We start from the raw sequence: 25,176 nt of genomic DNA on the forward strand, positions 1-25,176 counted from the left end.
CCCTGCAAGCGGGCCTGAACCCGCTGATCCTGGAAGCCTCCGGCGAGGCGGCCGGTTCGTGGCCGCGCTACTACGACAGCCTCACCGCGTTCTCGCCCGCCCGCTTCAGCGCCATGCCCGGCCTGGACTTCGACGGAGATCCCGACCGCTATCCGCATCGCGACGAGGTGGCCGACTATCTGCGCCGCTATGCAGCGACGCTGGACGCCGAGATCCGCACCGGCACCCGGGTCCAGAGCGTCGAGGTGGCCGATGGAGGCGACTTCTTGGTGCGCACCGATGGGGGCGAGGTGTTCACCGCTGCGGCGGTGGTGGCAGCGTCCGGTTCCTTCGCCCGCCCAATCCGCCTGGACCTGCCTGGCGCCGACACCTTCACCGGACAGGTGCTGCACGCGGCCGACTACCGCAACCCGAAGGATCTGGCCGGGCAGCGTGTGGTCGTGGTCGGCGGCGGCAACTCCGCCGTGCAGATCGCCTACGAACTCGCCGAGGCGGGGACGCGGGTGAGTATCGCCTCGCGCGCCCCGCTGGCCTTCCTGCCGCAGCGACGGGACGGCCGGGACGTGCACCACTGGCTGGTCTCCAGCGGCTTCGACGACCTGCCGCCCGCCTGGCTGATCCACCACGTGCGAGCCCGGCTGGTCATGGACGTCGGCGAGTACGCCACCGCAGTGGAGACGGGCCGCCTGGAGCGTCGGCCGATGTTCGCCGCTCTGGAAGGCGAGCACGTCGTATGGGACGACGGGGCCCGGGAGAAGGTCGACGTGGTGCTGCTGGCCACCGGCTACCTGCCCGATCTGGGCTATCTGGAGCCGCTCGGCGTCCTGGACGAACACGGTTTGCCCCTGCATCAGGCGGGACTGTCCCTGGTCCGGCCGGGTCTGGCATATCTGGGGCTGGAGTTCCAGCGCTCGTTCGCCTCCAACACCCTGCGTGGGATCGCGGCCGATGCGGCGCACATCATGGGCCCGCTGGCCGCGCACGCCCGTCGGGCCCCGACCCGGGTCGGTCTCTGATGTCGGGATTCGGCGTGGCTGCTGATTCGACATCCAGCTAATTTGACATCCCTCTAAGCAGAGATGCATCATAAGTACTACTTAGATGAGCTTCTAATTAATGTGTGCCGGGACTCCCAGCGCCCGGTATGTCACGCTATTCGCCCGCCTTCACACCGTTCGGATCTTGGGGAGAGCCCTGTCATGAGCAGTAGTTGCTGCGGCACCACCGCGTTGGAACTTGAGCAGATCGTGCACGGCCCCGAAGCCACCGCGCCGCCGGTCGTCGTGATCGGTGCGGGCCCGGCCGGTCTGGCAGCCGCCGCCCACCTGGCCGAGCGTGGCCAGCCCTTCGTGGTGCTGGAGGCGGGCGAGCGGGTGGCCGCATCCGTCGCCCGGTGGGGGCACGTGCGGGTGTTCAGCCCGTGGAAGTACAACATCGACGCCGCCGCCCGCCGTCTCCTGACAGCCGATGGCTGGACCGCACCCGACGGCGAATGGCTGCCCACGGGTGCCGAACTCATCGACGACTACCTCGCCCCGCTGGCCAAGCTGTTCGGCGAGCGGGTACGGCTCGGCGCGAAGGTGACCGCGATCAGCCGCCTCACCTACGATCGGGTTCGCACCAACGGCCGCCAGGACGTGCCGTTCCTCATCCGCCTGGAGAACGGCGAGGAACTCCAGGCCCGCGCGATCATCGACGCCTCTGGCACCTATGAGACACCGAACGTGCTCGGCGCCAGTGGCCTGCCCGCCCACGGCGAAGCCGAGGCGGTCGCGGCCGGGCTGGTCGACCACGCCCTGCCCGACGTGCTCGGCACCGACCGTGCCCGCTACGAGGGCAAGCACGTTCTGGTCGTGGGCGCCGGCCACTCGGCCGCCACCACCCTGCTCGCCCTCGCTCAGCTCTCGGCGGCCACCCGCATCACCTGGGCCATCCGCGCCGGTGGCGCGAGCCGTACCTATGGAGGTGGCGACGCCGATGCCCTCCCGGCCCGAGGCGCGCTCGGCACGCGGCTACGCGCGCACGTCGACTCCGGCCGCATCCACCTCGTCACCGCCTTCTTCGCCCACACCCTCCAGTGTGACGGCGAGCAGGTGAAGGTGGTCAGCCGCGACGCCTCCGGACACGAGCAGGCCGTCACCGCCGATCGGGTCGTCGCGGCGACCGGCTACCGCCCCGACCACACTATCGCCGGCGAACTCAGACTCGACCTCGACCCGATCCTCGGCTCCACCCGCGCCCTGGCGCCGCTCATCGACCCCAACGCCCACTCGTGTGGCACCGTTCCCGCCCACGGCGTCGATGAACTCGCCCACCCCGAGCCCGGCTTCTACGCCGTCGGCGTCAAGTCCTACGGCCGCGCCCCGACCTTCCTCATGGCCACCGGGTACGAGCAGGTCCGCTCGGTGGTCGCCGCGCTCGCGGGCGACTGGGAAGCAGCCCGTGACCTGCGGCTGGACCTGCCCGAGACCGGAGTGTGCTCCTCCAATCTGGCCGAGGCCCAGGAACAGCGGGTCGGCCTGACCACCGGCATCAGCGGTGGGTTGCTCGCCGCCCCGCTCCCGCTCGCCACCGTGCTGGCCGAGGGCGGCGGCTGCTGCGGCTGACCACCACCACCGAAGCAGGACGCACCGCCGGAAAGAGGAAAAGGAGCGTTCATGTCGGACGGGCACCCCACCGCAGCCCAGCGCGAGCCCTTGTGGCTCATCTGCGATCACGACCGGCTCACCGCCTCCGAGCTCGCCAGACACCTGGTGCCCGCCCGCCCGGCCAGCCCCCGCTACGGCCTGGCGATTGCCCGCCAGGCAGTGAAGACCCAGCGACACATCACCGACACCGGCGGGGGCTGGACGACCACAGGTTCGGGCCGAGACCTGATCGGCTGTAGCGGCGGGCCCGCGTGAGCTCGGCCGCCGAGCCGCAAGCCGAGGCCGCCGCCCTCGACAGCGCGGGCGGCGGCCGACCGCGATCGGGGCGCGGGCGGTGGATCGTCGCAGCGCTGGCCATCACCCAGACCATCGGCTACGGCGTGCTCTACTACGCCTTCTCCGTCTTCCTGGGGTCCCGGTAGCAATGAAGAAATTTCCAACGAAGTAGCACCTGACCTGCACTAACGACCGCATTTGACGGGCTGGTGATCACTGCCGCTACGTTCGTTCCGGTTTTGTCCGGTACGGCAGGTAGAGGTGGTGCGTTGTCCGAGAAGATGTTCTCCGAGGAGCAGCTGGAGCAGCTGCGCTCGTACCCGGAGATCACCGGCGATGAGCTGATCCGGTATTTCACACCGACGGCAGCTGATCTGGCGTTCGTGAGCCCTGGGGGGCGGGGGCCTGTTGATCGGCTGGGCATGCTGGTCCAGCTGTGCAGTCTGCCCTGGTTGGGGTTCGTGCCTGATGATGTGAGCGCGGCGCCGCCGGCGGCAGTGGCGCGGGTGGCCGAGCGGCTCGGAGTGACGCCGACGGCGCTGCGGTTGTACGGCAAGCGCGATCAGACCCGTTCGGATCATCTGGGCCTGGTCGCCAAGTACCTGGAGTGGCAGACCGCTCCAGCGGGCAGCCAGGCGATGAAGGAGCTGGAGCAGTTCCTGCTGGACCGGGCGATGGAGCACGACTCGCCGACGCTGCTGTTCAACCTGGCGCGCGAGTATCTGGTGGCGGCCAAGGTGATCCGGCCCGGCGTGCTCGTCTTGGCCAAGATGGTCGGCACGGCCCGAAAGGGCGCCTCCGATCTGACCTCGCAGTTGGTCGGGCACCTGCTGACGAAGGAACTCCGCGCCGATCTGGAGCGGATGCTGGCCGTGGATGCGGGGCTGGGGATGACCCGGCTGGAGTGGCTGGTCAGCCCGGCCCGGGACGCGTCGGCGACCTCGGTGAAGACCGCGATCGACAAGCTGACCTGGCTGCGCGCGATCGACGCCCACCAGATGGATGTGTCGGTGCTGCCGAACGAGCGGCGCCGGTTCCTGGCCCAGGTCGCACGTCGCTCGACCAATCAGGGGCTGGAGCGGCGCAAGGAGCGCAAGTTCCCGATCTTGCTGGCGTTCGTCGCCCAAGCCGCGGTCGACCAGCTCGATGAGGTGGTGGCCCTGTTCGACCAGGCTGTGAGCGCGCGGGAGTCGCGCGCCAAGTCCAAGACCGACGAGGCGCTGGTCGAGCGAGCCAAGAAGGGCGAGGCCCGGCAACTGGTGATGGACGTGATCCTGCCGGTGCTGGCCGACCCGGCAATCCCGGACGATGAGGTGGGCGGGATGCTGCGCGAGCGGATCGGCATGCAGCGGCTGCGGGAGATCACCTCAGATGCGTGGAATCCGCTGCCCCGGGACCATGGTCGGCTGTCAGAGCTGGAGTCCTCCTACACCTACCTGCGCCAGTTCACCCCGAACGTGCTGGCCGCGATCGACTTCCAGGGCGGGCCGGGCACGGCCGAGCTGATGGATGCGGTGGCGGTGTTGAAGGAGATGAACCGGCTCGGCGGCCGGAAGGTCCCGACCGGGGCGCCGACGTCGTTCGTGCCCGCGAAGTACGCCGACTATCTGACCAAGGCCCGCAAGTCTGGGGAGGACACCGCCTACCGCCATTTCTGGGAACTGTGCGTGATCTTGTGCCTGCGGGATGGACTGCGCAGCGGGGATGTCTTCGTGCCGGGCTCGCGTCGCTATGCCGATCCGGCCACCTACCTGTACACCCCCGAGCAGTGGGCGCCCCGGCGCGGCGAGTACTGCCGCCTGGTGGGCAAGCCGCCGCACGCGGCCCAGGCGCTGGAGCAGGGCAAGGAGGAACTGCACGCGGCCCTGCAGGAGTTGGAGACGACTTTGGCCGCCGCCGCTCCCGACGACACCGGCATGGTCCGGCTGGATGAGGACGAGCATCTGGTGGTGCCGCCGCTGTCGGCCGAGGATGTACCGGCCGAGGCCAAAGCGCTGAAGGACGAGCTGGCCGGGATGCTGCCGTTCGCGCCGATCGCCTCGCTGCTGATCGAGCTGGACGCGCGCACGCATTTCCTGGACTGCTTCACCCACGCCGGCGGGCGCAAGCTGTCCACGTCCGTGGAGACCAAGCGCAACATCTTGGCCGTGCTCATCGCGATGTCCACGAACCTGGGCCTGGCCCGGATGTCGGAGGCGTGCGGGGTGTCCTACGACGTGCTGGCCTGGACGATGGAGTGGTACGTACGGGAGGAGACGCTGCGCGAGGCCAACACGGTCATCGTCGACCACCACTACGGCCTGGAGCTGGCCAAGGTGTTCGGCGGCGGCACCATGAGCTCCTCCGACGGGCAGCGCTTCCCCGTCCGCGGCAAGACCCTGACCGGCCGGAACATGGTCATCCATGGCGGCCAGGTGCTGTCCACCTACACCCACGTCTCCGACCAGTGGTCGACCTACGGCACAAAGATCATCGTTCCGACCGCGCGGGAGGCGCACTACGTCCTGGACGACTTCCTCGGCAACGCCACCGACCTTCCGATCACCGAGCACGCAACGGATACGCACGGCGCCACGCTGATCAACTTTGCGCTGTTCGACCTGGTCGGTAAGGCCCTGACCCCGAGGATGCGGGACCTGAGCCGGGTCACCCTGGTACGCGACGACACCCGACCGAGATCGCCAAGCGCTACCCGCACGCCGGGCCGCTGCTGGGCGCCCGCTGGAATGAGGACCTCATCGCCGGCTGCTGGCCGGACCTGCTGCGGATGGCCGGGTCGCTGAAGTACGGCCAGGCCACCGCCTCGCTGATCGTCGGCAAGTGGTCGGCCGCCTCCCGGCAGAACACCCTGGCCGCCGCGCTGAAGGAGTGGGGCATGCTGCGCAGGACCGTCCACCTGGCCAAATACCTGTCGGACCCGGCCTTCAGGCGGAAGATCTCCCGGCAGTTGAACAAGGGAGAGAGCCTGCACGCGCTGCGCCGTGACCTGCACTACGCCCAGCAGGGCACCATCACCCGCCCGCATCTGGAGCAGCAGACTGAGCAGGCGTGGTGCCTGACCCTGCTGACCAACGCGGTGGTCGCCTGGACGACAGAATATTATTCTAGAGCGGTGCTGGAGCTGCGCTCCCAGGGCCGGGACGTGCCGGACGAGATCTTGTCGCACATCTCGCCCGGCCACAGCGACAACATCAACTTCTTCGGCGTCATCAACGTCGACGTCGAGGCGGAACTGGCCAAGCTCGACACCAGCGGCTGGCGGCCGCTGCGGCCCGCGCAACTGCGTGAGCTGGGGCTGACGCCCTGACCGGCGTTGTGCCCGTCAGGAAGCTGCCGTGAATGGTTGACCTGGGGGTGGTCGGTGCCGGGCGCGGACCACCCCTCTTGGTGTTCACGGCCTGTTCTTGGTGAGCGCGACGATGACTTGGAGCATGCCGTAGGCGGCCGCCATGGTCTCGGCGTCGAAGGCGACGGTGCGCCCGCTCCGGGTGACGCCGGGCATGAGCGCGGCCTGAACGTGTCGCGGGCGAGGTGTCTTCGCCGACCTGGCCGGGCTGCGCTGCGGAGGTTGGCCATGACGTTTAGACGAGAAGCGGGCCATTAGCCTTGAGCCCGCACCAAAACCTCGCCGGCTTCTGTTAGGTAATACAGCACGGATCGCCCGGCCCGGCGCCGCTGTATCAAGTGGGCTCCGAGGAGCACGTGCAGGTGGCGGCCAACCGACCCCAGGCCCTGCCCGGTCAGCGCCACGAGCTGGGTGGTGCTCTTCGGCGTGCTGAGGAGGACGAGGACTCCGGCGCGTGCGGTGCCGAGCAGCTTACCCAGCGACTCGGGCACTGGCGCGCGATCCGGTTCGGCCAGCACGCCTGAGCACGGGTAGATCACGGCATACCGATGGGGTTCGTCCCAGGCGACCCAGGCATGACCGGGCGTGACCGGGACGAACAGCAATTGGGCGCTGGAGATCTCCCGCGGCGGGTAGTCGTTGGCGTTGATCTGCAGGCGGCCGTCACCCAGCCAGCGCATCTCGGGGCGCAGGCCCCGCAGCGCCGCCGCCCAGCCGCCCTGGCTGAGCTGGGTCGTGCGGGAGACGATGTCGGCCTCGATGACGCGGCGGCGGCGCGGCCAGTCGGGCAGCACGGTGTGGGTCCACACCCATTCCAGCAGGTCGGCGATGCGTTCGGGGAGATCGTCGCGGTTGAGCTCGGCGGGAAGCCGGCCGCGCAGGGACACCGCCAGGTCCTCGCGGGCGGTTTCCGGTGGTGTGCGGCGAATGCCGTCCAGCTCCTCGGCGAATGTGCGCTCCTCCTGCGTGGGTGCGGGCACGCAGAAGTCGGCGATCCACGTGTGCCCCAGCGCGGCTCGTACGAGTAGGGCGGTGACGGGGTCGAGCCGCTTTCGGTATGCGGGCAGGTAGGCGGTGAGCCAGGAATCCTCAGCCGGATGCGCGGCCGTCCTTGACGCCAGCGCGAACAGGCTCGCGGTCGCCTCGGCCAACGGTGACACGCCGAACCTGCTGCTCGCCAGCGTGTCGGCGTTGAGTTGCCACAATCCCATTGTTTCGCCTCCCTGCGAAACTGTAACGCCCGGCAGGACGGCGGCGTGAAGATCTCGGCATGCGAACCTATGGACAGTTGTTGCGCGCGCCCGAGTACACGCCGCTCTTTCTGGCGACCTCCACGCAGGTGGCGGCCTCGACGGTGAGCGGTCTGGCGCTGGGTGTGCTCGTCTACGGCGCGACGCGGTCGCCGCTGCTGGCCGCGCTGAGCATGTTCGGCCCCTCGCTGGCGCAGGTGGCCGGCGCCACGGCGTTGCTGTCGGCCGCCGACCGGCTGCGGCCCCGAAGCGCACTGACGGGCATCGCCCTGGTCTTCGGCTTGGGCACCGCGGTGCTGGCCGTGCCGGGGCTGCCGGTGTGGGCAGTCTTCGCGGTCGTGATGGGGCTCGGACTGGTGGGCTCGCTGAGCGGCGGGGTGCGGTGGGGGCTGCTGAACGAGATCCTGCCGCAAAGCGGCTACCTGCTGGGTCGCTCGGTAGTGAACATGACGATGAGCTTGCTGCAGATCTGCGGATTCGCGGCCGGCGGTCTGCTGGTGGCCGCGCTATCCCCGCGCGGCACCCTGCTCGTCAGCGCCGCGCTCTACCTCGCTGAGGCGGCCGTCACCCGGTACGGGCTGAGCGATCGGCCGCCGCGAACCGAGGGGCGGCCGTCGGTAGCGGCGACCTGGCGCGTGAACGTGCGGTTGTGGTCGTCGATCCCTCGCCGGTACGTGTACCTGGCGCTGTGGGTGCCCAACGGGCTGATCGTCGGCTGCGAGTCGCTGTTCGTCCCGTTCGCTCCGCAGCAAGCGGGCGTGCTGTTCGCCGTGGCGGCGGCGGGAATGCTGGCGGGGGACGTGCTGGTGGGGCGCTTCGTGCCGGCCGGGTGGCGGGCACGGCTCGGCGCACCGTTGCGCCTGCTACTGGCGGCACCGTACCTGGTGTTCGCGCTGGAGCCCAGGATGCCCGTGGCGGCGGCGGCCGTGGCGCTGGCGTCGGTCGGGTACGCGGCGAGCCTGCTGCTGCAGGAGCGGCTGATGGCGCTGACACCGCAGGAGATGAGCGGTCACGCGCTGGGGCTGCACTCCTCCGGCATGCTCACCATGCAGGGCGTGGGCGCCGCGCTCGCGGGGGCAATCGCGCAGCTCACGTCGACGACAACAGCTATGGCGGTGATGGCCGCGCTGTCCGTGGCGGTCACGCTGGCCCTGGCGAAGGGGCTGCGATCTTAGCAGCGGCGCGGGTGAAGATGGTGTTCACCCAGACCGCTGCCGACAACGAGCTGTTCGCCGAACAGGCCGTCCAGACCGGCCGTGTGCAACACGCACCACACGCTGGTGGCGAGGTCCTTGCCCGCCGGAGTGGAGAATTGTCCTGTCTCGTTGAACTTGAGGCACGGGGTGACGCTGACCTGCGGTGCCTCAGATTGGATGAGACGCGCCGAACCGCTGCCGTCTCGTCGATCATGAGACGGATCCTCGTTTCGCCTCCGGCTCCTGCCGGTCGAACCCGGCCAGGGGCATGCCGTCTCACGCATATGAGGCAATCGACCGAATGCCTCATGATTGACGAGACATGCCTCGGGTCGGATGAGACCGGACAAGAATCCCATGCCGGCCACGGTAGCCGTCCCGGCGGGCTGTGACACAGAACTTGCATTATCTGTCACATAGGCTGCTGCCGGGCTGTGTCCGCCCAGCTCGGCGTTTCCCGACGCGACGGCGACTCGGCTACATTATGTGTCACATCGCCTGCCCGGAGGACGTCCGTGTCCGTCGTGTCCTTCCCCGGCCCGCCTGCCCCGGCCGCCGACCCCTCGCCCGGTACGTCGACGACGGCCGCGGTCGAGCTCTTCCTGGAGTCGGTGCAGGCGGCCACCACCCGCACCGGCTACGCCGAGACCCTCACCCGCCTGACCGCCGTGGCCGGGCCGGACCATCCGGTCGCCGCGCTGACGCCCGAGCAGTACGCCACGGTGATGAACCGCTGGACGGCCGCGGCCGCCGCCACCTGGAACCGGCACCTGTCCGCGCTGGTCTCCTTCACCACCTGGGCCCAGCGCCAGGACCTGCTGGCCACCAACCCCGCCCGGCGGCTGGAGCGGCGCAAACCCGCCCGCCGCGGCGACCGCGCCATCCCGGCCGCCCGGCTCGACAAGCTGTTCAGCGACTCCAAACACGCCCTGCGCGAACGGCTGCTGTGGCGGCTCCTGTACGACACGGCCGCCCGCGCCGAGGAAATTCTCAGCCTCGACGTCGAGGACCTCGACCTGGAGTTCCGCCGCGCCCGGGTCGTCTCCAAGGGCGGCGCCATCGAGTATGTGCACTGGGCCACCCCGACGGCCCGGCTGCTGCCCCGCCTGCTGACCGGCCGCACCGCCGGGCCGGTGTTCCTGGCCGACCGGCGCGCTCCCGCCTCCGGATCTCGCGCGCCCGCGCGCGGTGACATCTGCCCGGCCACCGGGCGGGGGCGGCTGTCCTACCCGCGCGCCGAGTACCTGTTCAAGACCGCCTCCGCCGAATTGGACCCACATCGCCAGGGATGGACGTTGCACCAGCTCCGGCACAGTGCCCTGCAGCATCTCGCGCAGGCCGGACGGACCGCCCCGGAGTTGCAGGCCAAGAGCCGCCACCAGCGCCTGGCCAGCCTCGGCCGCTACGTCCGCCTCGGCGAGGAGACCTCCGCGCGCATCACCGCCGAAGCCGACCCCGCCCAGCGCCGCCGCCCCCGCTGACCCAGCGCCCTGGTGACCGCGCCGCCCTCCGCCACAACTGGGGGCTGGTGTCGCCCACCGCCTGGCCAGTCTCCGGGTCAGGGACCGGCCAAAACCGTGATCAGCTTGCGGGCAGCGGCTCTCGTCAGGCGCCGCAGCGCCTGACCGGTCCTTTCGCCATCCCCGCGCGGCGCGATCTCCGTACCCTGGACCACGGCGTCGAAGGCGGTGTTGAACCGCTCGCGCCCGACCTTGCCCACCAACGTGGTGAGGTACTTCAGCTGCTTGTCGGTGACCGGCCCCGGTTCAGCTTCGGGGCGACGTGCACGTCGTTGGACACCGGCAACACCGGTCGCCGCGCGATCGCCGGCGATTGCCTCGCCCCGGTCGACGACCCTCACCGCCTCCACCCAGCCCGCGCTGGGTTTACCGGTGACAGCCTCCCAGAGGACATCAGCGGTCAGCGCGGACTCGTCGACGCCATCGGTCAGGCCCGGGCCGGTCAGGGCAACCCAGCCAGTACCGGAGCGCACCACCGTGAAGCCAGCTGGCTCGGCATGCTCAGTGACCCAGTTCAGGCCGCACCTGCAGTGGGTGTCGTGGTAGCGGCGCCACTTCGAGCCGAGCGCCTCGTACACGAGTTTGTCGCCGTAGCGCTTGGTGTCGCGCGTAAATCCCGACATCACAGCAGCGTTCCACGAGTTACCGACAGTTTCGCGCCGCTCGACCGATGCTGTGCCTTGCACTGGCGCTGCCTTGCCGTTCCGAGCGCCGAACTCGTGGCCCCCTCTTCCGTGATCGAACTGAGACCTCAGCCGGACAATGCTCCGTAACCGCAGGTCAGGTGCTACTTCGTTGGAAATTTCTTCATTGCTACCGGGACCCCTTCCTCACCCCGATGGCGCGCGACCTGGACGCCTCTCCCACCCAGATCGCCGCCGCCCTCACCACGGCGATCCTCATCGCCGCCGCGCTCGCCCCGGCGGCTGGCCGCTGGCTGGACGCCCGTGGCGGGCGCGGCCTCATGACGGCCGGTTCGATCCTCGCTGTGGTGGCGGTGCTGGCGTGGTCGCGGGTGGAGAGCGTGTGGCAGTTGTACGCGACCTTCGCCGCCATCGGCGTCTCCTGCGCGATGGTGTTGTACGAGGCGGCCTTCGCCGTCATCGTCGCCTGGTACGGCAGCGACCAGAAAAGCCGCGCGGGCGCCCTGCTGGCCCTGACCATCGTGGCCGGGTTCGCCTCGGCCATCTTCATCCCGCTCACCGGCCTGCTCGTCGACGCCTATGGCTGGCGGCAGGCCCTCATCGCCCTGGCCCTGCTCTACGGCCTGTCCGCGATCCCCCTGCATTTGTTCGTCCTACGCCGCCCCGCCGTCGCGCACACACCCGCTGCGGCCGAGAACCGGGCCGAGATCTTCCAGGCCGCCGTGCGCCGACGCCCGTTCTGGTTACTGGTGATCGCCTTCACCGCCAATGGTGGCGCCGTCGCCACCATTGCCGTCGTCCTCGTCACCTACCTCATCCACCTCGGCCACAGCCCAGTTCTGGCCGCCACCTTGGCCGGTCTGCTCGGTGTGCTGTCGGTCACCGGCCGCCTGATCACCACCGGCCTGCAGACCCGGCTGCCCGCCGCCCTCATCGCCGCCGCCATTTTCTCCTTGCAGGGTGTCGCCGCCCTGCTGCTTCCGGTGGTCGGGCGCAGCGCGGCCGGGGCGATCGGCTGCGTGCTGGCCTTCGGCCTCGGCTTCGGCATCGCCTCCATCACCCTGCCCCACCTGCTCGTGGCCCGGTACGGAACCGCCGCCTACGCCACCTTGTCCGGCCGTATCGCCGTCTTCTCCGTCGCCGACAAGGCCCTGGCCCCGCTCGGCGCCGTCGCACTGGCCCAAGTCGTCGGATACCCGCCGGTCATGGCCGCTGTCGCCGCCGTCTGTGCGATTGCCGCTGGAGCGCTGGTCACCTATCACCCGCATATAATTAGATTCACGTCGAACCAAGGAGTCGTGTCATGGCCGCTCCCGCAAGCACTGTCTGCTGCGCGCCGATCGCCCGCGAGCCGATCTCCGAGGCCGACGCGGCGGAGGCAGCGGTGTTGCTGAAGGCGGTCGCCGATCCGGTACGGCTGCGCCTGCTATCGATGATCGGCTCCCACGCTGGCGGCGAAGCGTGCGTCTGCGACCTGACCGGCGCCTTCGACCTCACCGCCCCCACGATCTCCCACCACCTGAAGATCCTTCGTACTGCTGGCCTGATCGACGGAGAACGCCGCGGCACCTGGGTCTACTACCGCATTGTGCCCGAGACCGTGAACAAGCTCGGCGCCCTTTTCACGCCGCTGAGTGATACGGCGCCGATCACGGCCGGCCGGCCGGAGCTGACGCTGACACCGGCTTGAGCACAGCCGCGCACAACGGGCTCGGCGGGCGCTGCGTCTTGATGTCGACGGCGTACAGCAGCACGGTCATCGGGATCAGCAGTTCCCCCTGCCATGCCGATCCCGAAGCCGGCCCGCAGGGTGGTGTGAGCGTCAGGCCAGCTCGTCGATCAGCTTCTCCACCCGGGCGCGGATCTCCCGTACGGCCGCGATGCCCTGGCCCGCGGGGTCGTCGAGCTTCCAGTCCTCATACCGTTTGCCGGGGAAGACAGGGCAGGCGTCGCCGCAGCCCATGGTGATCACGACGTCGGAGGCGCCGACGGCGTCCACGGTGAGGGACGTGGGCTGAGCGCCGGTGAGGTCGATGCCGACCTCGCGCATGGCCGCGACGGCGACGGGGTTGATCCGGTCGGCGGGCGCGGAGCCGGCCGAGCGGACCTCGATCCGGTCCCCGGCCAGGTGGGCCAGCCATCTGGGAGCGTCCGGCGTTGTGCACGCACACGAACAGCACACTGGGTCTATCGGGCATGGGCGGGCTCCTTGAACAGGCGTCGGCCCCACAGGCTGACGTAGACCAGGGCGACCAGGACGGGCACCTCGACGAGCGGGCCCACCACACCGGCCAGGGCCTGGCCGGAGGTGACGCCGAAGACGCCGACCGCGACCGCGATGGCGAGCTCGAAGTTGTTGCCCGCCGCGGTGAAGGCGAGGGTCGCGGTGCGGTCGTAGGGCAGGCCGATCGCCTGCCCGGCCAGAAAGGAGCCGTCCCACATCAGGGCGAAGTAGGCCAGCAGCGGCAGCGCGATCCTGGCCACGTCCCAGGGGCGCTGACCGATGGTGTGGCCCTGGAGGGCGAACAGGATGACAATGGTGAACAGCAGGCCGTACAGGGCGATGGGCCCGATCTTCGGCAGGAACCGCCGCTCGTACCAGTCGCGGCCGCGCCTGCGCTCGCCGAGCTTGCGGGAGGCGTACCCGGCGGCCAAGGGGATGCCGAGGAAGACCAGCGTGTAGCCGGCGATGTCCCAGGCCGAGACCGCCAGGGCCGCCTGGGACAGGCCGAGCCGGCCCGGCAGTACCTCCAGGTAGAACCAGCCCAGGGCGCCGAAAGCGATCACCTGGGAGATCGAGTTGAGGGCGACCAGGACGGCGGCGGCCTCCCGGTCGCCGCAGGCCAGGTCGTTACAGACGAGGACCATGGCGATGCAGCGGGCCAGACCGACGATGATCAGGCCGGTGCGGTACTCGGGCAGGTCCGGCAGCAGCGCCCAGGCCAGGGCGAACATCAGCGCGGGGCCGAGCACCCAGTTGAGCACGAGGGAGGCCAGGAGCAGGCGGCGGTCAGGCGTGGTGCCTGACCCTGCTGACCAACTCAGTGGTCGCCTGGACGACCGAATATTATTCCAGGGCGGTGCTGGAGCTGCGCTCCCAGGGCCGGAACGTGTCGGACGAGATCTTGTCGCACATCTCGCCCGGCCACAGTGACAACATCAACTTCTTCGGCGTCATCAACGTGGACGTCGAAGCCGAACTGGCCAAGCTCGACACCAGCGGCTGGCGGCCGCTGCGGCCCGCGCAACTGCGGGAGCTGGGGTTGACCCCATGAACGGGGAACCCTGAGACAAGACGGCTTAGAACTCCGTCGCTACGGCGAGCCGCCACGCTGTCGATCGTCAGCTACGCATCTGCCGACGCTCAGAGACGCTCGCCGGCTCTTCCTGGCGGGAGAGGAGCCCGGAGATGGTCACCTCTGCCGTCCGGCGCATCACCTCAGTGAAGTCGAGTCGCATGGCGGCCAGGGCCGGGTCGGAGGCATAGGCGGCCCGGCTCGATCATCAGCGATGATGCGTTCGCGAGTCGGGCCGCTCGCTTCAGTGGCTCCGTGACGAGCAACGGCGTGCCGTAGCTCAGCGTTACCAACACCGGATCCCGTACCGAATCTCTCTGCTGGCCTGGAAATTCTGTGCTGGCCCGGGGGCCTAGAAGGTGCGGGTGGTGAACCAGTTGGCCTGCTGCGAGGGATTGTTCAGATTGACCGTCGTGCCGGACAGGTGCCGGTCGGCGCCCAGCCAGCCGGTGTAGCGGCCCTGGGCTCCGTCGGACCAGCCGATGACGAAGGAGATGCCGGTGCCGTCCACCGCGCCTTGCTCGATCGTGCCGACGGTGCCGCCGAAGGAAGCGGACCCGAAGAGCCGTCCGCTCCCGTCCTGCGTGAGGTTAATCGTCACCGTGGGGCCGTTGCTCTGGAAGATCTGCCAGACGCCGCTGGCGTTGAACGCCGGCGCGGCCTGCGCCGTGGCGGAAGCGGCAGCCGCTGCGGCGGCGGGGGCGGCGAGGGTAACGGGGGCCAGGGCGAGAACGCCCGCCCCCACAACGACAGCGAGGGCGGTTGCGGCGAGGTTGGCACGCATGTGGAGCTCCTTTTGGTGAGGGCCTGGTCATCAGGATGCCCAGAACGGAAGATCTGTTCGGACTTCACACTGGCCCAGGGCCAGGCCCGGGCCTATCCCTTAAGTGAGGGGTTGACGCTGGTCGGGGTTGGTCCTGCCGCCTGAACTCCGGGACTTCTGCGAGGCATGTACGCGCACGCGCAGGCCGGATCTCCTTCCTCCGCTGGCCCTGTTCGCGAACATGGAATGGGCCTTCACCGCCGAACGCGCGCCCAGGGTCACATCCACGCCAGGGCTGTCGCCGAAGCAGGCAGGCCGCCAGATAGGTCAGCCGCTCGCCCGCGCAGCAGACAAGATGTCTTGGAGCTGGAGTCCGGGCCGCCGGGGTGACAGTCAGCCGAGGAGTCTGGCGATGAGTTCCTCGCGTGCGGACACACCGAGCTTGCGGTAAATCGATTTGAAGTGGTCATTGACGGTATGGGGCGACATTCTCAAACGCCGGGCGATTTGTTTGGTGGCCTGCCCCTCAAGGATCCGGTTGGTGACCGCGCGTTCCTTGGGGGTCAGGCCGTACCAGAGCGCCATCGCCGGCAGTAGTTCGGTGCCGGTGGCTGGCTGGATCGTCACGGCCACCGCGCTGTTCTCCTCGCCGGTCATCGGCTGTGCGCGCAACAGGACCCAGCCGCGCCGGGTGGGGATGCGGGTGAGCGCCGGCGTGTCCGAGCGGCGCACGGCCTGGGTGAGGCTCCAGATGGTGCTTTCCATCGGCATGTGCGGCGCAGCGAGTGCGGGGACAGGCAAGGTCTCCAGCTCGCCGATCCACTCGCGCGCCGAGGGTGTGGCCGCCACGACCGTCTCATCGGCTCCGACGATGAGCACGCCCGGCGGCTGGTCGAGCCTGCTGGACTCCGGCGGTGCGCCCGTCACGTAGCGTCTCATCGCGGCGACGACGCCCCGGCCGAGCCGCTGGGCGCCGGCCGCCTCAGCCGCTGAGAACGGCCGGGCCCCCTGGGGACGAAGCAGGACCAGCCCGCCCCAGGCTATTCCCGCCTCGACCAGCGCGACACGCAGCTCGCTACCGACACCCTGGCCGGCCATCACCGCGCGCATCGCGGCGTTGCGGCGCGGGCCGGGAGCGTCGGTGTTGAGAACACCCACCCGACCCGGACCCTCGACCAACTGCTCGAAGGCGAAGGGGTGATCGCCATCCAGGTGGTCGCCCAGAGTCAGTCGGCGGGCGGCTGCTGGGCTGTAGCCGTGCTGCCTTGCCAGGAAGCAGCCAGCGCCGGTGACCGGGTCCACCGCGGCGAGCATGTATCCCTCGTGCGGTATCGCACGCCCGATCCACCGCGAGATCACCATACCCAGCTCGGTGGTGGAGCCGACCTCCTCCGCAGCCCCGATCGCCGCAGCGAGGCAGGCGCTCTCTGCTGTGCTCACCCAACCAAGTATCAGCTACGCAACGCAGTCTTGCGGAAACAATCTGCCATCGCTCACTGCCCTGCCTTCGCTTCGCACCCTCGGCGATCTCCGATGAAACAGCGTTCGCCCTGGCCGCCTTGACCGGCGCCGCCGTCTACGCCGCCGGCATGAACACCACCGCCGACGCCCTACGGTCGGTCCGCCCCCGAGGCCGGATCATCCAGATCGGCATCGGCCGCCCCGAGGCGACGATCGACCTGTTCACCGTCCTCACCAAGAAGCCGAGTACCTCGGCTCCAACGTCGGGACTCCCGACGAGCTCACCCATCTCCTCGCCCTGATCAACGACGGACAGGTCGTTCCCACCATCGAGCCCATCGCCTTCACCGACATCGGCGGTGGTCTCGCGCGCCTGGCCGACGGACAAGTCACTGGACGCCTCGTCGCCGTCCTCTGACGACCGAACACGACCTCGGCCCTCCTCTACGCGCCAACCGAGCGCGGTCACGGGCGGTATGGCGCGGGAGCGTGCCAGCGGTGATGAGAGTGAAGTGGTCTCGTACGGCGGCCACGGCCCCGCTGGTGCGGCCCACGTACGTCACCACCCGTCGAGAACGCCGTCGCCCCCGGCGCCCGTGAAGACTTGGCCTTCAGCAACCCCATCGCTCTGCTGTGCAGTTCGTCACGCACATACGACGGACCACTGAGACCGTCAGCACGGGCGATCAGGAACCGCCCCGCCACCTGCTTTACGCGCCGTGGCCGAACTCCTGGCCAGATACTCGGAATCGGCCACCAGCTCGTCGAGCCGCTCACCGAGCGAGGCGTAGAGCGTCGCGGCCGGCTCGTCGGCCCGGTCGCACGCCGCGCGGATCGCCCGCCAGCCCACGCCGTCCGGAAGGTCCGGGGGCAGGGCGAGCCGCGCCGCCCGCTGACGCTCTCTTCCCCGCGCCGCCCGGATGTCGCGGACCTCGGTGAAGTCGTCGCCCGACGCCCACTTCGGCGCGTCGGGTGCGGTGAGACGGGCGTAACGGCGTTGGGCCCTTTCCAGCCCTCGCCTCACGCCTCGTCGCCGGCCGCTGCCGGCCGTACGCCCTCTGCCTCTGCGACAAGGGTGGTGTTGGAGACCAGGGTGCGGGCGGCGTCGGCGAAGTACCGCTCGTCGGCGTCCTGGGTGAGGCCGAGCGTGACGCCCTGGCTGAGGCCGATCAGCAGCGCCCTGAGCGCGGTGGCCAGCCGCCGCGCCTGAGCCGATGTCACGGTGGTCCCGCCGTGTGACCTGCCGGTCAGCAGCGCGATCAGATGCTCCTCCTGCGCCCGGACGGACGCGGCGAGGCGAGCGCCCAGTTCGTGATCGCGCAAGGCCATGTCTTGCAGCATGAACTGCAGCGACAGCCCGGACCGCGCGCCGGGCGCGTCACAGCCGCGCCGGTAGTGGCGGGCCAGGGCGTCGACCGCCTCGAGAAGGCCCAGCTCCGGCGGGGTCGCCTGCTCGATGTCCTCGTATTGCGGCCCCAACCGGTCGGCTACCAGGGCGATCACCAGGCCGTTCTTGCTGCCGAACAACGAGTAGACGGCGCCCGTGGTCACCTCGGCGCGCTCGGCGATCTCCTCAAGCCTGGCCTGGTACCCGTCTCTGGAGACGACTTGGAAGGCCGCTTCCAGCAGGGCCCGGCGGTTGCGCTCCTTGGCCGCGGCTCTCGTCATTCGCATAAAACTATTATTGCCGTAGTTTGGTTACGAAAGCGAATTCGAGGTGAGGGGACATACTCATGACACAGGTCGCGACAAGGCCGTCGGCCTTCCTGCTGGTGGGGGTCATCGCGGACGGCGCGTTCAAGGCGGTGCTCGGAGCCGCCTTCATCGTCGGCGCCGCCTGGATCGGTGAACTGCTCGGCGTGGCCGCCTGGTTGATGGTCGTGGCGGGCGCCGTCCTGGTGATCACCGGCACGATCGAGATGGGGTACGTGCGACGCCGCCCGATGTCGACGTACCTGCGCCTCATGATCGCCTACGACGGCGGCTGGGTGCTCACAGCCCTCGCCGGCGTACTGCTCGCCTGGCGGGGAAACGGCGCCGGGGGCGAGATGTGGATCGGATACCAGTCGATCGCCCCGATCGCGTTCACCGCGCTCCTGCTGACCGGCACTCGCCGCGCCCACGCCGACCTCGAAGACGCCGATCATTTCTGAGACATGATGCGACTTCCGCGTGATAGTCGCGCACCCGTCCCACGCCGCGGTGCGGACGCAGGCATCGTCGCCACCTTCGGCGCCGACCTGGGCAGGCCGGTGAGCCAGACGCCGATCCCGTCCGGCACGAAGGTCGCTGCTCTCCCACCTGAAGTCCCAGAGATCGGGGCCGCTGTTTTGTGCAGCGGGTTTCCGAAACGGTCAGGACCGAAAGCCTTCTGCTCCCTTGGCGCGGTAGGCCTTGTAGAGCCCGTAGCCGAACTCCAGGCCGCCGACCACCATCAGCACCACGCCGATCTTCGACGGGACGAAGATCCCGATCTCGACGTCCAGCCCCCACTGCCACAGGGCGAAGCCGCCGGCGAAGGTCGCAAGCCCGGTCAGGATCGTCTTGCGGGGAGATGTCATTTATGCCTCTTCCTCAGGCTTTCCAAGCTGATGTCCAAAACGCTAGTGAACGGCGACGGCCTGGAGTTCCTGCCCTGCGACGATATCGCCGTACATCTTTCTGCCTACGAAAGCCGTTTGCCTCGCCCGTTGCAGGTGTGCGAGGCTCGTGAGCCGATACACAGAAAGGGCAGATCGTGACGCTCGGCATGGTTCTCGGCGACGCTCGCTCCCGCGCTTCGACGCTGGAGCCGTAGCCCTTCCTGCTCGTTCCTCCTCGAAGCGCGCTTCGTGCCATCCGCACGTTCGACCACGAGGAGTCTGTGGTGCCCGCGATCCACTGGACCGAAGCCCGCACCGACCGATCCGCCCGCTGGCACTCCGAGAGCGCCGCGCCCCCGCCCCGCCGCCTCGTCGTCGCCGACGACCGCACCAGGGCCGACACCGCCTACCGGCTCGCCCGCGAGGGTACGGCGCTGCTGTGGCGCGGCGACTACCACAACGCCAGGCAGTTGCTCCGGGCACTGGGCCGCCGCGCCGACCGCAGCGCGAGCCCGCCCGCGCCCGGCCTGCCCTTCCACACCTACCGCAGCGCCAGAGGCGAACGCGCCCGCCTCCTGGGCAGGCTCGTCGTGCTCCTGGACGAGCAGCACGCCCTCGACCTGCGCCGGGCGCCCGACGTCCGCCCGGCGTGCACCGCCGCGTACGGCCCACCCACCGGCCCCACGGTGATCTCCCTCCAGGAGCTGCTGGGCGTGATCGGAGCGCACCAGTGGCGGCTCAAGGGCGTGGACGTGCCCGCCCTGGGCGCCCGCATCCACCCGCATTACGGGGTCTTCTCCCCGGTCAGAGGCGAGTACGTCGATCTGGTCGCGAAGGCCCCGGTGCCCGGCGGGTCCCGTACCGCGTTCGACCTCGGCACCGGCACCGGCGTGCTCGCCGCCGTCCTGGCCGGAAAGGGGTTCGGGCAGGTCATCGCCACCGACGTCAGCGCCCGCGCGCGGGCCTGCGCCGCCGACAACGTGCGGCGGCTCGGGCTGGCGGGGCGCGTCACCGTCGCCGGGCCCGGCCTGTTCCCCGACGGCCACGCCGACCTCGTGGTCTGCAACCCGCCCTGGCTCCCCGCCCGGCCGATCACGGCGCTCGACCACGGCGTGTACGACCCGGACGGCGCCATGCTCCGCGCCTTCCTGACCGGGCTCGGCGCGCACCTGGAACCGGGCGGAGAGGGCTGGCTCATCCTGTCCGACCTGGCCGAACGCCTCGGGCTGAGAACCCGCGCCGAACTGCTCGCGCTGATCGGGGGCGCGGGACTGGCCGTCCTGGACCGGATCGACACCAGAGCACGCCACCCGCGCGCCGCCGACGCCGCCGATCCCCTGTACGCGGCCCGCGCCGAGGAGGTCACGTCACTCTGGCGGCTGGCACCATGACTGGAAGCGGTCAGTACGTGTTGTGCCCACTGTCCAAGATCGCCTAGTCTGTGACCTCCGCCCGAGCACGAACAGGGGAAGGGGACTCCGTTACCGTGCCGAAGCGTCGCTCCGCCGCGCCCGGCGACTGGTCGGTCGCCTACACGCGGACCGTGGCCGCCAACATCCGCCGCCAGCGCGAGCAGGCCAGACTCACGGTGCAGGGGCTGGCCGACCGGTGCACGGCGCTCGGCTACCCGCTTGAGCGCACCAACCTGTACAAACTCGAATCCGGCGGGCGCGCCTCGATGTCCGTGGCCGAACTGCTCGTTCTCGCCCGCGCCCTCGACACCCCACCCATGCTGCTGCTCGTCCCACTCACCCGCGACGAGCCCCTGGAGATCCTCCCTGGGGTGGTGGCCCCCGCGACGGAGGCGGCCGCCTGGCTGGACGGCACCGCACCCGCCCCCGACGCCGAGGACACCGAGGCGGGCGCGGGCGAGCGCGCCGCCTTACGGCTGCTGCGCGACCACCACGCGGCGGTGAGCGAGTGGACCGCCCGCTCCAGCGCGGCGCGGCAGTCCCACGAACGGGCCCACGACGACCGAGACCCTCACCGGCGGGCCTGGCAGGAGGCCGCCCGCCAGCACACCGACCACGCCGCGCACGCCGCCGACCGGGTGGCGCACCTGCGTGCGGCGCTGCGGCTGCGCGGGCTGCCCACACCCGCCCTGCCTCCCGGCCTGATCCACCTGGACGGCTGACCGCGTCACAGCGAGTCGAGGTCCACCGCGTCCGCCATCGCCTGGTAGCCGGCGTCGTTCGGGTGCAGGTGGCCGCCGTCCTCGCCGGCGTCGTAAGCGGGACGGAGCCGCTCCGGATCCTGCGGGTCGGCCAGTGCACGGTCGAAGTCGGCGACCGCGTCGAACGCTCCTCCTGCCCTGATCCAGTGGTTGACGTCCTGGCGCACCTTCTCGCCGCGCTCGGTGTGGAAGCCGGTGCCGAGGGGCGGAATCGTGCCGCCGACGATCCGCAGACCGTACACGCGCGCGACCTCGACGAGCACCCGCAGGCCGTCGATCAGCTCCTCGGCACCGACCTCGGGATTGGGGACCGTGCAGGGCGGGAAGTCCTGCTCGCTCAGGCCGATGTCGTTGGTTCCGAGCTGCACGATCACCGTACGGGCCCCCGGCTGGGCGGCCACGTCCCGCCGGAAGCGGGAGACGGCCCGCTCCCCGAAGCACACCGAGTCGTTCAGCACTCGGTTGCCGCCGATCCCGGCGTTGAGCACCACCATCGGCCGCCCCGCCGCCCGTAGCCGCGCCGCCAGCAGGTCCGGGTAGCGGTGGTCGGCGTCCGGCGTGGACAGCGCCCCGTCGGTGATCGAGTCGCCCAGCGTGACGACGGCGGGCACCCGGCCGGAGACCTCCACCCCGTTGAGGTAATACCAGGAGTGGCTGGTCTCACGGAAGTCCCTCGCGCTGTGCCGGTCGCCGCATGCCCGGTAGGTGGTCGCACAGGCGATGCTGTGGCAGGTGGCCGGCCCGGTGGGCGCGTCGAAGTAGAGCGTCACCGCCAGCCGGTCCTGCGGCTCGACAGGCAGCTCGACCGGTTCGCTGGTGGCCGTGCCCCCTGCGGGGACCGCGCCGCCGAAGCGGAGGATCCGGACGGTGCCCGGCACGATCGCCGCCCCCTCACCGGCTCGCGCCACCGTCGCCCCCGCCGGGCGGAGCGGGGCGGTGCCGTACAGGTTGGAGAGCCTGACCCGGAGCTGCGCCCCGCCCGCGCCGAGCCGTACCACCTGCCGGAGGGTGTGGTCGTGGAAGCCCTCCTCCGACCAGTTGAGGTTCTCGAAGCCGCTTCTGGGCCGCTGCATCGCCGCCATCCAGGCGCCCGCCCAGCTCAATTCTCCTCCTCGAAGCCGGCGACGGTGCGGGTCTCCGGCACGCAGGCGACCGCGTCGTACGCCTCGGCGACCGGCAGGTCCATGAAGTGGTCGAGCATCCTGATCCGCCGGTACCTGCCCGGATCCGTACCGCGCAGGTCGGCGACGGACAGGGCGGCGCCGACGCCGAAGGCGGTCTCGACGCAGTCGGCGGTGAGCGGCGGCAACACGGTGTCCCTGGCCACGTAGCCGTCCGGGTGCTCGGGCGCCAGGCGTCCCGCGGCGGTACGGCCGCCGACGCTGGTGGCCGCGATGGACACGTACTCCTCGCCCAGCTCCTGAGCGAGCAGGTAGCCCTGGGGGAACAGCCCGAAGTCGCCGTCGTGGTCGATGGCGGTCTTCCTGATGTGCGTGTTGTGGGCGGCCAGCACCACTCGTTCACCGTTCTCCAGCAGCCGCATGACCGTGGCGGCCCCGGCGGCCTCGATGCACGCCGACCCAACCGCGAGCCCTCTGCCGTTGAAGTCGCGGGCGGAGTGGTCGTGGTACCAGGCGTTGCGCAGGTGGTGGAGCACCTCTGCGTGCTCACGCGCCCGCCCCTGCCGATTCTGGTGGCCCGCCATGGTCTCCATGCGGACGACGAGCCTGCTGATGAGCGCGGTCAGCTCGTCCTGCACCTCCGGAGCCAGCCGGGCGTGGTCGGTGATGAGCTTCATGGTGGTGACCTCGCGCCCGCCACCGGCGAGCCGGTGGGCCCGCTCGGCCATGGGCAGCGCGTCCGGGTCGGCCTCGCGCAGGTAGGCGACGACCTCCTCCAGCGATCCGCGCGTGCTTCCGGCCAGGCATCCGGCGAACCGCACCGGGCGCTCGGCGGCCCGGTTGTGCTCGCGCAGCCAGGCCAGGGTGTCGTACATCTCCTGGCAGTCGCCCATCCCGTGGTCGACGCCGCGCGCGGCCGCGTCCTCGACCGTGCCGGCACCGCCCTGGACCCACGCGTCGATGAGCCGTCCCTCGGCGTAGGGCGCCTCCAGGCCGTAGACGGTGAAACCGCAGCGCTCGACGAGAAAGCGCAGCATCCGGTGCCGGAACAGGTAGAACTCGCGGACGTGGTGCGCGGCCTCGCCGACGGCCACGACCCGCGCACCGGCGACGAGGTCGCGCAGCGGTTCGAGGTCGTCCAGCGGCGCCGCCGGGTCCAGTGTCGCCCAGTCGATCGTGTTCATACGTTCCTCCGGTAGGCGAAGACGGCAAGGGGGGCGAAGACCACCAGGAATCCGGCCGACCAGATCAGCGTGGTGACGGCGGAGGCCGCGACGGGGCCGCCGAGCAGCAGTCCCCGGGTGGCCTCGATGGCGTGGGTGACCGGGTTGACGTTGACCCAGACCTGGAGCCAACCGGGCAGGGTCTCGGTGGGGGCCACCATGTTCGTGCCGAACGTCAGCGGGAAGATCCCGAGGAATCCGACGCTCTGGACGACGGAGGTCTCCTTGATCAGCACCCCGACCAGGACGTTGATCCAGCTCATGCAGAACCCGAGCACGACCGCGAGGCCACTGGCCGCCAGCGCGGGCACCAGCCCGGTCTGCACCCGGAAGCCCAGCAGGTAGCCGAGCGCGAACAGCGAGACCAACGCCACGGCGTACCTCACCATGTCCGCGAGGACCGAGCCGACCAGCGGCGCCGAACGCCCGATCGGCAGGCTGCGGAACCGGTCGAAGACCCCCTTCTTCACGTCCACGTTGAGACTGACCCCGGTGGCGAGCAGCCCCGCCATGATCGTGGACATGACCAGGATGCCGGGGAAGATGTACTGCAGGTACACCTGCGTCGAACCGGCGACGGCGCCGCCGAACAGGTAGACGAACATCAGCAGGAAGACGATCGGCAGGAACAGCGCGTCGAACAGGATGCCGGGATTGCGGCGCGTCTTGCGCAGTCCCCGCCCGGCCAGCAGCAGGCTGTGCCTCAGCAGCGCGGTCACCGTACCGGCTCCTTCTCGCCGGTGAGCGCGAAGAACACCTCGTCCATGCTGGGCAGCCGCAGGGACAACTCCGCCACCTCGACCCCGGCCTCCGACAGTGCGCGAACGGTGTCGGCGAACGTGCGGTGGGCCGCCGCCGCGTCCGCGACCGGCACGGTCAGGACGCCTCCGGCGGCCGCTTCCGGCTTCCTGCCGACGGTTCCGGCGGTGATCTCGGCCACTCGGGTCAGGTCCGCCGGGTCCTTGGGGCGCACGGCGATGGTCTGCCCGCCGACGATCTGCTTCAGCTCGGCCGGGGTGCCGTGCGCGATGACCCGGCCGTGGTCGATGACAGTGATCTCGTCGGCGAGCGCGTCGGCCTCCTCCAGATACTGCGTGGTCAGCAGCACGGTGCCGCCGCCGTCGGCGATCGACCGGATCATGGCCCACAGGCTCTCGCGCTTGCCCGGGTCCAGGCCGGTGGTGGGTTCGTCGAGGAAGATGACGCCGGGCTCACCGATCAGGCTCGCCGCCAGGTCCAGCCTGCGGCGCATCCCGCCGGAGTACGTCTTGGCCCGCTGCTCTCCCGCCTCGGTCAGCTCGAAGCGGTCCAGCAGTTCGGCGGCCCGTTCGACGGCTGCCCGCTTGCCGAGGCCGAGCAGGCGGCCGAGGAGGACGAGGTTCTCCGTACCGGTCAGGTCCTCGTCGACGGAGGCGTACTGCCCGGTCAGGCCGATCAGCCTGCGGACCTGCGCCGCCTGCCGCACCACGTCCAGCCCGCCCACCTCGGCGCGGCCCGCGTCCGGGCGCAGCAGCGTGGCGAGGATCCGGATCACGGTCGTCTTCCCGGCCCCGTTGGGGCCGAGCACACCGAGGATGCTGCCCGGCCGGGCCGACAGGTCCACCCCGGCCAGCGCCGTCTTCTTCCCGAACGTCTTGACCAGGCCTTCCGCCTGGAACGCGAAGCTCATGGGGCGAG

28 protein-coding genes and 1 pseudogene are annotated in these 25,176 nt (G+C 70.2%); 15 read left to right on the top strand and 14 right to left on the bottom strand.

Annotation, left to right across the window (positions count from 1 at the left end; all coding sequences use genetic code 11):
- The 6 genes from ABD120_RS17305 to ABD120_RS17330 form a co-directional block, all read left to right on the top strand.
- A partial coding sequence (locus ABD120_RS17305; protein ID WP_343950930.1) for a flavin-containing monooxygenase occupies positions 1 to 1,016 on the top strand: 1,016 nt, incomplete at its 5' end.
- A 183-nt stretch (positions 1,017 to 1,199) separates the two neighbouring features.
- The gene (locus ABD120_RS17310) at positions 1,200 to 2,606 is read left to right on the top strand and encodes an FAD-dependent oxidoreductase (RefSeq protein WP_343950931.1); all 1,407 of its coding nucleotides are present in this window, start codon (positions 1,200 to 1,202) and stop codon (positions 2,604 to 2,606) included.
- A gap of 51 nt (positions 2,607 to 2,657) precedes the next feature.
- Positions 2,658 to 2,903 (top strand): hypothetical protein, encoded by a 246-nt coding sequence (locus tag ABD120_RS17315; protein ID WP_343950932.1) that lies wholly within the window; start codon positions 2,658 to 2,660, stop codon positions 2,901 to 2,903.
- Complete coding sequence (locus ABD120_RS17320; RefSeq protein ID WP_343950933.1) at positions 2,900 to 3,070, top strand: hypothetical protein; 171 nt, start codon at positions 2,900 to 2,902, stop codon at positions 3,068 to 3,070. Before ABD120_RS17315 ends, ABD120_RS17320 begins: the two co-directional genes overlap by 4 nt.
- Positions 3,071 to 3,193: 123 nt before the next feature.
- Positions 3,194 to 5,707 (top strand): Tn3 family transposase, encoded by a 2,514-nt coding sequence (locus tag ABD120_RS17325; RefSeq protein WP_343950934.1) that lies wholly within the window; start codon positions 3,194 to 3,196, stop codon positions 5,705 to 5,707.
- Entirely contained in the window at positions 5,662 to 6,231 is a 570-nt protein-coding gene (locus tag ABD120_RS17330; protein WP_343951019.1) for a Tn3 family transposase, read from the top strand. Before ABD120_RS17325 ends, ABD120_RS17330 begins: the two co-directional genes overlap by 46 nt.
- 293 nt (positions 6,232 to 6,524) lie before the next feature.
- Here the strand turns inward: ABD120_RS17330 and ABD120_RS17335 are convergent, their stop codons facing one another.
- Positions 6,525 to 7,481: an ArsR/SmtB family transcription factor gene (locus ABD120_RS17335; protein WP_343950935.1), complete on the bottom strand. Its 957-nt coding sequence runs from the start codon at positions 7,479 to 7,481 to the stop codon at positions 6,525 to 6,527.
- A gap of 59 nt (positions 7,482 to 7,540) precedes the next feature.
- Between ABD120_RS17335 and ABD120_RS17340 the strand changes: the two genes are divergently transcribed.
- Positions 7,541 to 8,695 (top strand): MFS transporter, encoded by a 1,155-nt coding sequence (locus ABD120_RS17340; protein ID WP_343950936.1) that lies wholly within the window; start codon positions 7,541 to 7,543, stop codon positions 8,693 to 8,695.
- Here ABD120_RS17340 and ABD120_RS17345 read toward each other — a convergent pair.
- A complete protein-coding gene (locus tag ABD120_RS17345) occupies positions 8,692 to 9,075 on the bottom strand; it encodes a hypothetical protein (RefSeq protein ID WP_343950937.1) in 384 nt (127 codons plus the stop codon). The genes ABD120_RS17340 and ABD120_RS17345 overlap by 4 nt on opposite strands.
- Positions 9,076 to 9,231: 156 nt before the next feature.
- On the opposite strand from ABD120_RS17345, the gene ABD120_RS17350 reads away from it, so the two are divergent.
- Positions 9,232 to 10,197, top strand: a complete 966-nt coding sequence (locus tag ABD120_RS17350; RefSeq protein WP_343950938.1) for a site-specific integrase — start codon at positions 9,232 to 9,234, stop codon at positions 10,195 to 10,197.
- Positions 10,198 to 10,274: 77 nt separating this feature from the next.
- On the opposite strand, the gene ABD120_RS17355 is transcribed toward ABD120_RS17350, so the two are convergent.
- A complete protein-coding gene (locus ABD120_RS17355; protein ID WP_343950939.1) occupies positions 10,275 to 10,922 on the bottom strand; it encodes a hypothetical protein in 648 nt (215 codons plus the stop codon).
- 98 nt (positions 10,923 to 11,020) lie between these two features.
- Between ABD120_RS17355 and ABD120_RS17360 the strand changes: the two genes are divergently transcribed.
- Both ABD120_RS17360 and ABD120_RS17365 read left to right on the top strand, forming a co-directional pair.
- Positions 11,021 to 12,274: an MFS transporter gene (locus ABD120_RS17360; RefSeq protein ID WP_425563990.1), complete on the top strand. Its 1,254-nt coding sequence runs from the start codon at positions 11,021 to 11,023 to the stop codon at positions 12,272 to 12,274.
- Entirely contained in the window at positions 12,184 to 12,570 is a 387-nt protein-coding gene (locus tag ABD120_RS17365; protein ID WP_343950941.1) for a metalloregulator ArsR/SmtB family transcription factor, read from the top strand. The genes ABD120_RS17360 and ABD120_RS17365 overlap by 91 nt, the downstream gene beginning before the upstream one ends.
- A 132-nt stretch (positions 12,571 to 12,702) precedes the next feature.
- On the opposite strand, the pseudogene ABD120_RS17370 reads toward ABD120_RS17365, so the two are convergent.
- A pseudogene (locus ABD120_RS17370) lies at positions 12,703 to 13,078 on the bottom strand (arsenate reductase ArsC).
- A complete protein-coding gene (gene arsB, locus ABD120_RS17375; protein ID WP_343951020.1) occupies positions 13,068 to 13,946 on the bottom strand; it encodes an ACR3 family arsenite efflux transporter in 879 nt (292 codons plus the stop codon). Before arsB ends, ABD120_RS17370 begins: the two are co-directional and overlap by 11 nt.
- Here arsB and ABD120_RS17380 point away from each other — a divergent pair.
- On the top strand, positions 13,925 to 14,155 hold the full coding sequence (locus ABD120_RS17380) for a Tn3 family transposase (RefSeq protein ID WP_343950942.1): 231 nt from the start codon (positions 13,925 to 13,927) through the stop codon (positions 14,153 to 14,155). The genes arsB and ABD120_RS17380 overlap by 22 nt on opposite strands.
- 373 nt (positions 14,156 to 14,528) lie before the next feature.
- Here ABD120_RS17380 and ABD120_RS17385 read toward each other — a convergent pair whose 3' ends face one another.
- Entirely contained in the window at positions 14,529 to 14,960 is a 432-nt protein-coding gene (locus tag ABD120_RS17385; protein WP_343950943.1) for a hypothetical protein, read from the bottom strand.
- Between the two features lie 372 nt (positions 14,961 to 15,332).
- Complete coding sequence (locus tag ABD120_RS17390) at positions 15,333 to 16,379, bottom strand: helix-turn-helix transcriptional regulator (RefSeq protein WP_343950944.1); 1,047 nt, start codon at positions 16,377 to 16,379, stop codon at positions 15,333 to 15,335.
- A gap of 119 nt (positions 16,380 to 16,498) precedes the next feature.
- Between ABD120_RS17390 and ABD120_RS17395 the strand changes: the two genes are divergently transcribed.
- Positions 16,499 to 16,702 carry a hypothetical protein gene (locus tag ABD120_RS17395; RefSeq protein ID WP_343950945.1) on the top strand — a complete coding sequence of 68 codons (204 nt, stop codon included), beginning with the start codon at positions 16,499 to 16,501 and terminating at the stop codon, positions 16,700 to 16,702.
- Positions 16,703 to 17,073: 371 nt separating this feature from the next.
- On the opposite strand, the gene ABD120_RS17400 is transcribed toward ABD120_RS17395, so the two are convergent.
- Positions 17,074 to 17,424, bottom strand: coding sequence for a hypothetical protein (locus ABD120_RS17400; protein WP_343950946.1), 351 nt, complete (start codon positions 17,422 to 17,424; stop codon positions 17,074 to 17,076).
- Positions 17,421 to 18,068, bottom strand: coding sequence for a TetR/AcrR family transcriptional regulator (locus tag ABD120_RS17405; protein ID WP_343950947.1), 648 nt, complete (start codon positions 18,066 to 18,068; stop codon positions 17,421 to 17,423). The genes ABD120_RS17400 and ABD120_RS17405 overlap by 4 nt, the downstream gene beginning before the upstream one ends.
- A 65-nt stretch (positions 18,069 to 18,133) precedes the next feature.
- Between ABD120_RS17405 and ABD120_RS17410 the strand changes: the two genes are divergently transcribed.
- On the top strand, positions 18,134 to 18,553 hold the full coding sequence (locus tag ABD120_RS17410) for a hypothetical protein (protein ID WP_343950948.1): 420 nt from the start codon (positions 18,134 to 18,136) through the stop codon (positions 18,551 to 18,553).
- A 201-nt stretch (positions 18,554 to 18,754) separates the two neighbouring features.
- Here the strand turns inward: ABD120_RS17410 and ABD120_RS17415 are convergent, their stop codons facing one another.
- The gene (locus ABD120_RS17415) at positions 18,755 to 18,961 is read right to left on the bottom strand and encodes a DUF5708 family protein (RefSeq protein ID WP_343950949.1); all 207 of its coding nucleotides are present in this window, start codon (positions 18,959 to 18,961) and stop codon (positions 18,755 to 18,757) included.
- Positions 18,962 to 19,266: 305 nt separating this feature from the next.
- Here ABD120_RS17415 and ABD120_RS17420 point away from each other — a divergent pair, with 305 nt between their 5' ends.
- Together ABD120_RS17420 and ABD120_RS17425 are read left to right on the top strand one after the other, a co-directional pair.
- Complete coding sequence (locus tag ABD120_RS17420; RefSeq protein WP_343950950.1) at positions 19,267 to 20,373, top strand: methyltransferase; 1,107 nt, start codon at positions 19,267 to 19,269, stop codon at positions 20,371 to 20,373.
- 95 nt (positions 20,374 to 20,468) lie between these two features.
- Positions 20,469 to 21,116, top strand: coding sequence for a helix-turn-helix domain-containing protein (locus ABD120_RS17425; protein ID WP_343950951.1), 648 nt, complete (start codon positions 20,469 to 20,471; stop codon positions 21,114 to 21,116).
- A gap of 5 nt (positions 21,117 to 21,121) precedes the next feature.
- On the opposite strand, the gene ABD120_RS17430 is transcribed toward ABD120_RS17425, so the two are convergent.
- The 4 genes from ABD120_RS17430 to ABD120_RS17445 are packed head-to-tail and all read right to left on the bottom strand — an operon-like array spanning position 21,122 to position 25,168.
- Positions 21,122 to 22,258, bottom strand: a complete 1,137-nt coding sequence (locus tag ABD120_RS17430) for an SGNH/GDSL hydrolase family protein (RefSeq protein ID WP_343950952.1) — start codon at positions 22,256 to 22,258, stop codon at positions 21,122 to 21,124.
- On the bottom strand, positions 22,255 to 23,460 hold the full coding sequence (locus ABD120_RS17435; protein ID WP_343950953.1) for an erythromycin esterase family protein: 1,206 nt from the start codon (positions 23,458 to 23,460) through the stop codon (positions 22,255 to 22,257). The genes ABD120_RS17430 and ABD120_RS17435 overlap by 4 nt, the downstream gene beginning before the upstream one ends.
- Positions 23,457 to 24,218 carry an ABC transporter permease gene (locus ABD120_RS17440; RefSeq protein WP_343950954.1) on the bottom strand — a complete coding sequence of 254 codons (762 nt, stop codon included), beginning with the start codon at positions 24,216 to 24,218 and terminating at the stop codon, positions 23,457 to 23,459. The genes ABD120_RS17435 and ABD120_RS17440 overlap by 4 nt, the downstream gene beginning before the upstream one ends.
- Positions 24,215 to 25,168, bottom strand: coding sequence for an ATP-binding cassette domain-containing protein (locus ABD120_RS17445; protein WP_343950955.1), 954 nt, complete (start codon positions 25,166 to 25,168; stop codon positions 24,215 to 24,217). The genes ABD120_RS17440 and ABD120_RS17445 overlap by 4 nt, the downstream gene beginning before the upstream one ends.
- Positions 25,169 to 25,176: the final 8 nt, after the last annotated feature.

Origin of the sequence: Nonomuraea longicatena (genome assembly GCF_039525605.1) — a bacterium.
Classification (GTDB): Bacteria; Actinomycetota; Actinomycetes; order Streptosporangiales; family Streptosporangiaceae; genus Nonomuraea; species Nonomuraea longicatena.

Coding starts and splice junctions, on each gene's coding strand:
- ABD120_RS17310 (WP_343950931.1), top strand. CDS start 1,200: ATGAGCAGTAGTTGCTGCGGCACCACCGCGTTGGAACTTGAGCAGATC.
- ABD120_RS17315 (WP_343950932.1), top strand. CDS start 2,658: ATGTCGGACGGGCACCCCACCGCAGCCCAGCGCGAGCCCTTGTGGCTC.
- ABD120_RS17335 (WP_343950935.1), bottom strand. CDS start 7,481: ATGGGATTGTGGCAACTCAACGCCGACACGCTGGCGAGCAGCAGGTTC.
- ABD120_RS17340 (WP_343950936.1), top strand. CDS start 7,541: ATGCGAACCTATGGACAGTTGTTGCGCGCGCCCGAGTACACGCCGCTC.
- ABD120_RS17345 (WP_343950937.1), bottom strand. CDS start 9,075: ATGGGATTCTTGTCCGGTCTCATCCGACCCGAGGCATGTCTCGTCAAT.
- ABD120_RS17365 (WP_343950941.1), top strand. CDS start 12,184: ATGGCCGCTCCCGCAAGCACTGTCTGCTGCGCGCCGATCGCCCGCGAG.
- ABD120_RS17385 (WP_343950943.1), bottom strand. CDS start 14,960: ATGCGTGCCAACCTCGCCGCAACCGCCCTCGCTGTCGTTGTGGGGGCG.
- ABD120_RS17405 (WP_343950947.1), bottom strand. CDS start 18,068: ATGACGAGAGCCGCGGCCAAGGAGCGCAACCGCCGGGCCCTGCTGGAA.
- ABD120_RS17410 (WP_343950948.1), top strand. CDS start 18,134: ATGACACAGGTCGCGACAAGGCCGTCGGCCTTCCTGCTGGTGGGGGTC.
- ABD120_RS17415 (WP_343950949.1), bottom strand. CDS start 18,961: ATGACATCTCCCCGCAAGACGATCCTGACCGGGCTTGCGACCTTCGCC.
- ABD120_RS17435 (WP_343950953.1), bottom strand. CDS start 23,460: ATGAACACGATCGACTGGGCGACACTGGACCCGGCGGCGCCGCTGGAC.
- ABD120_RS17445 (WP_343950955.1), bottom strand. CDS start 25,168: ATGAGCTTCGCGTTCCAGGCGGAAGGCCTGGTCAAGACGTTCGGGAAG.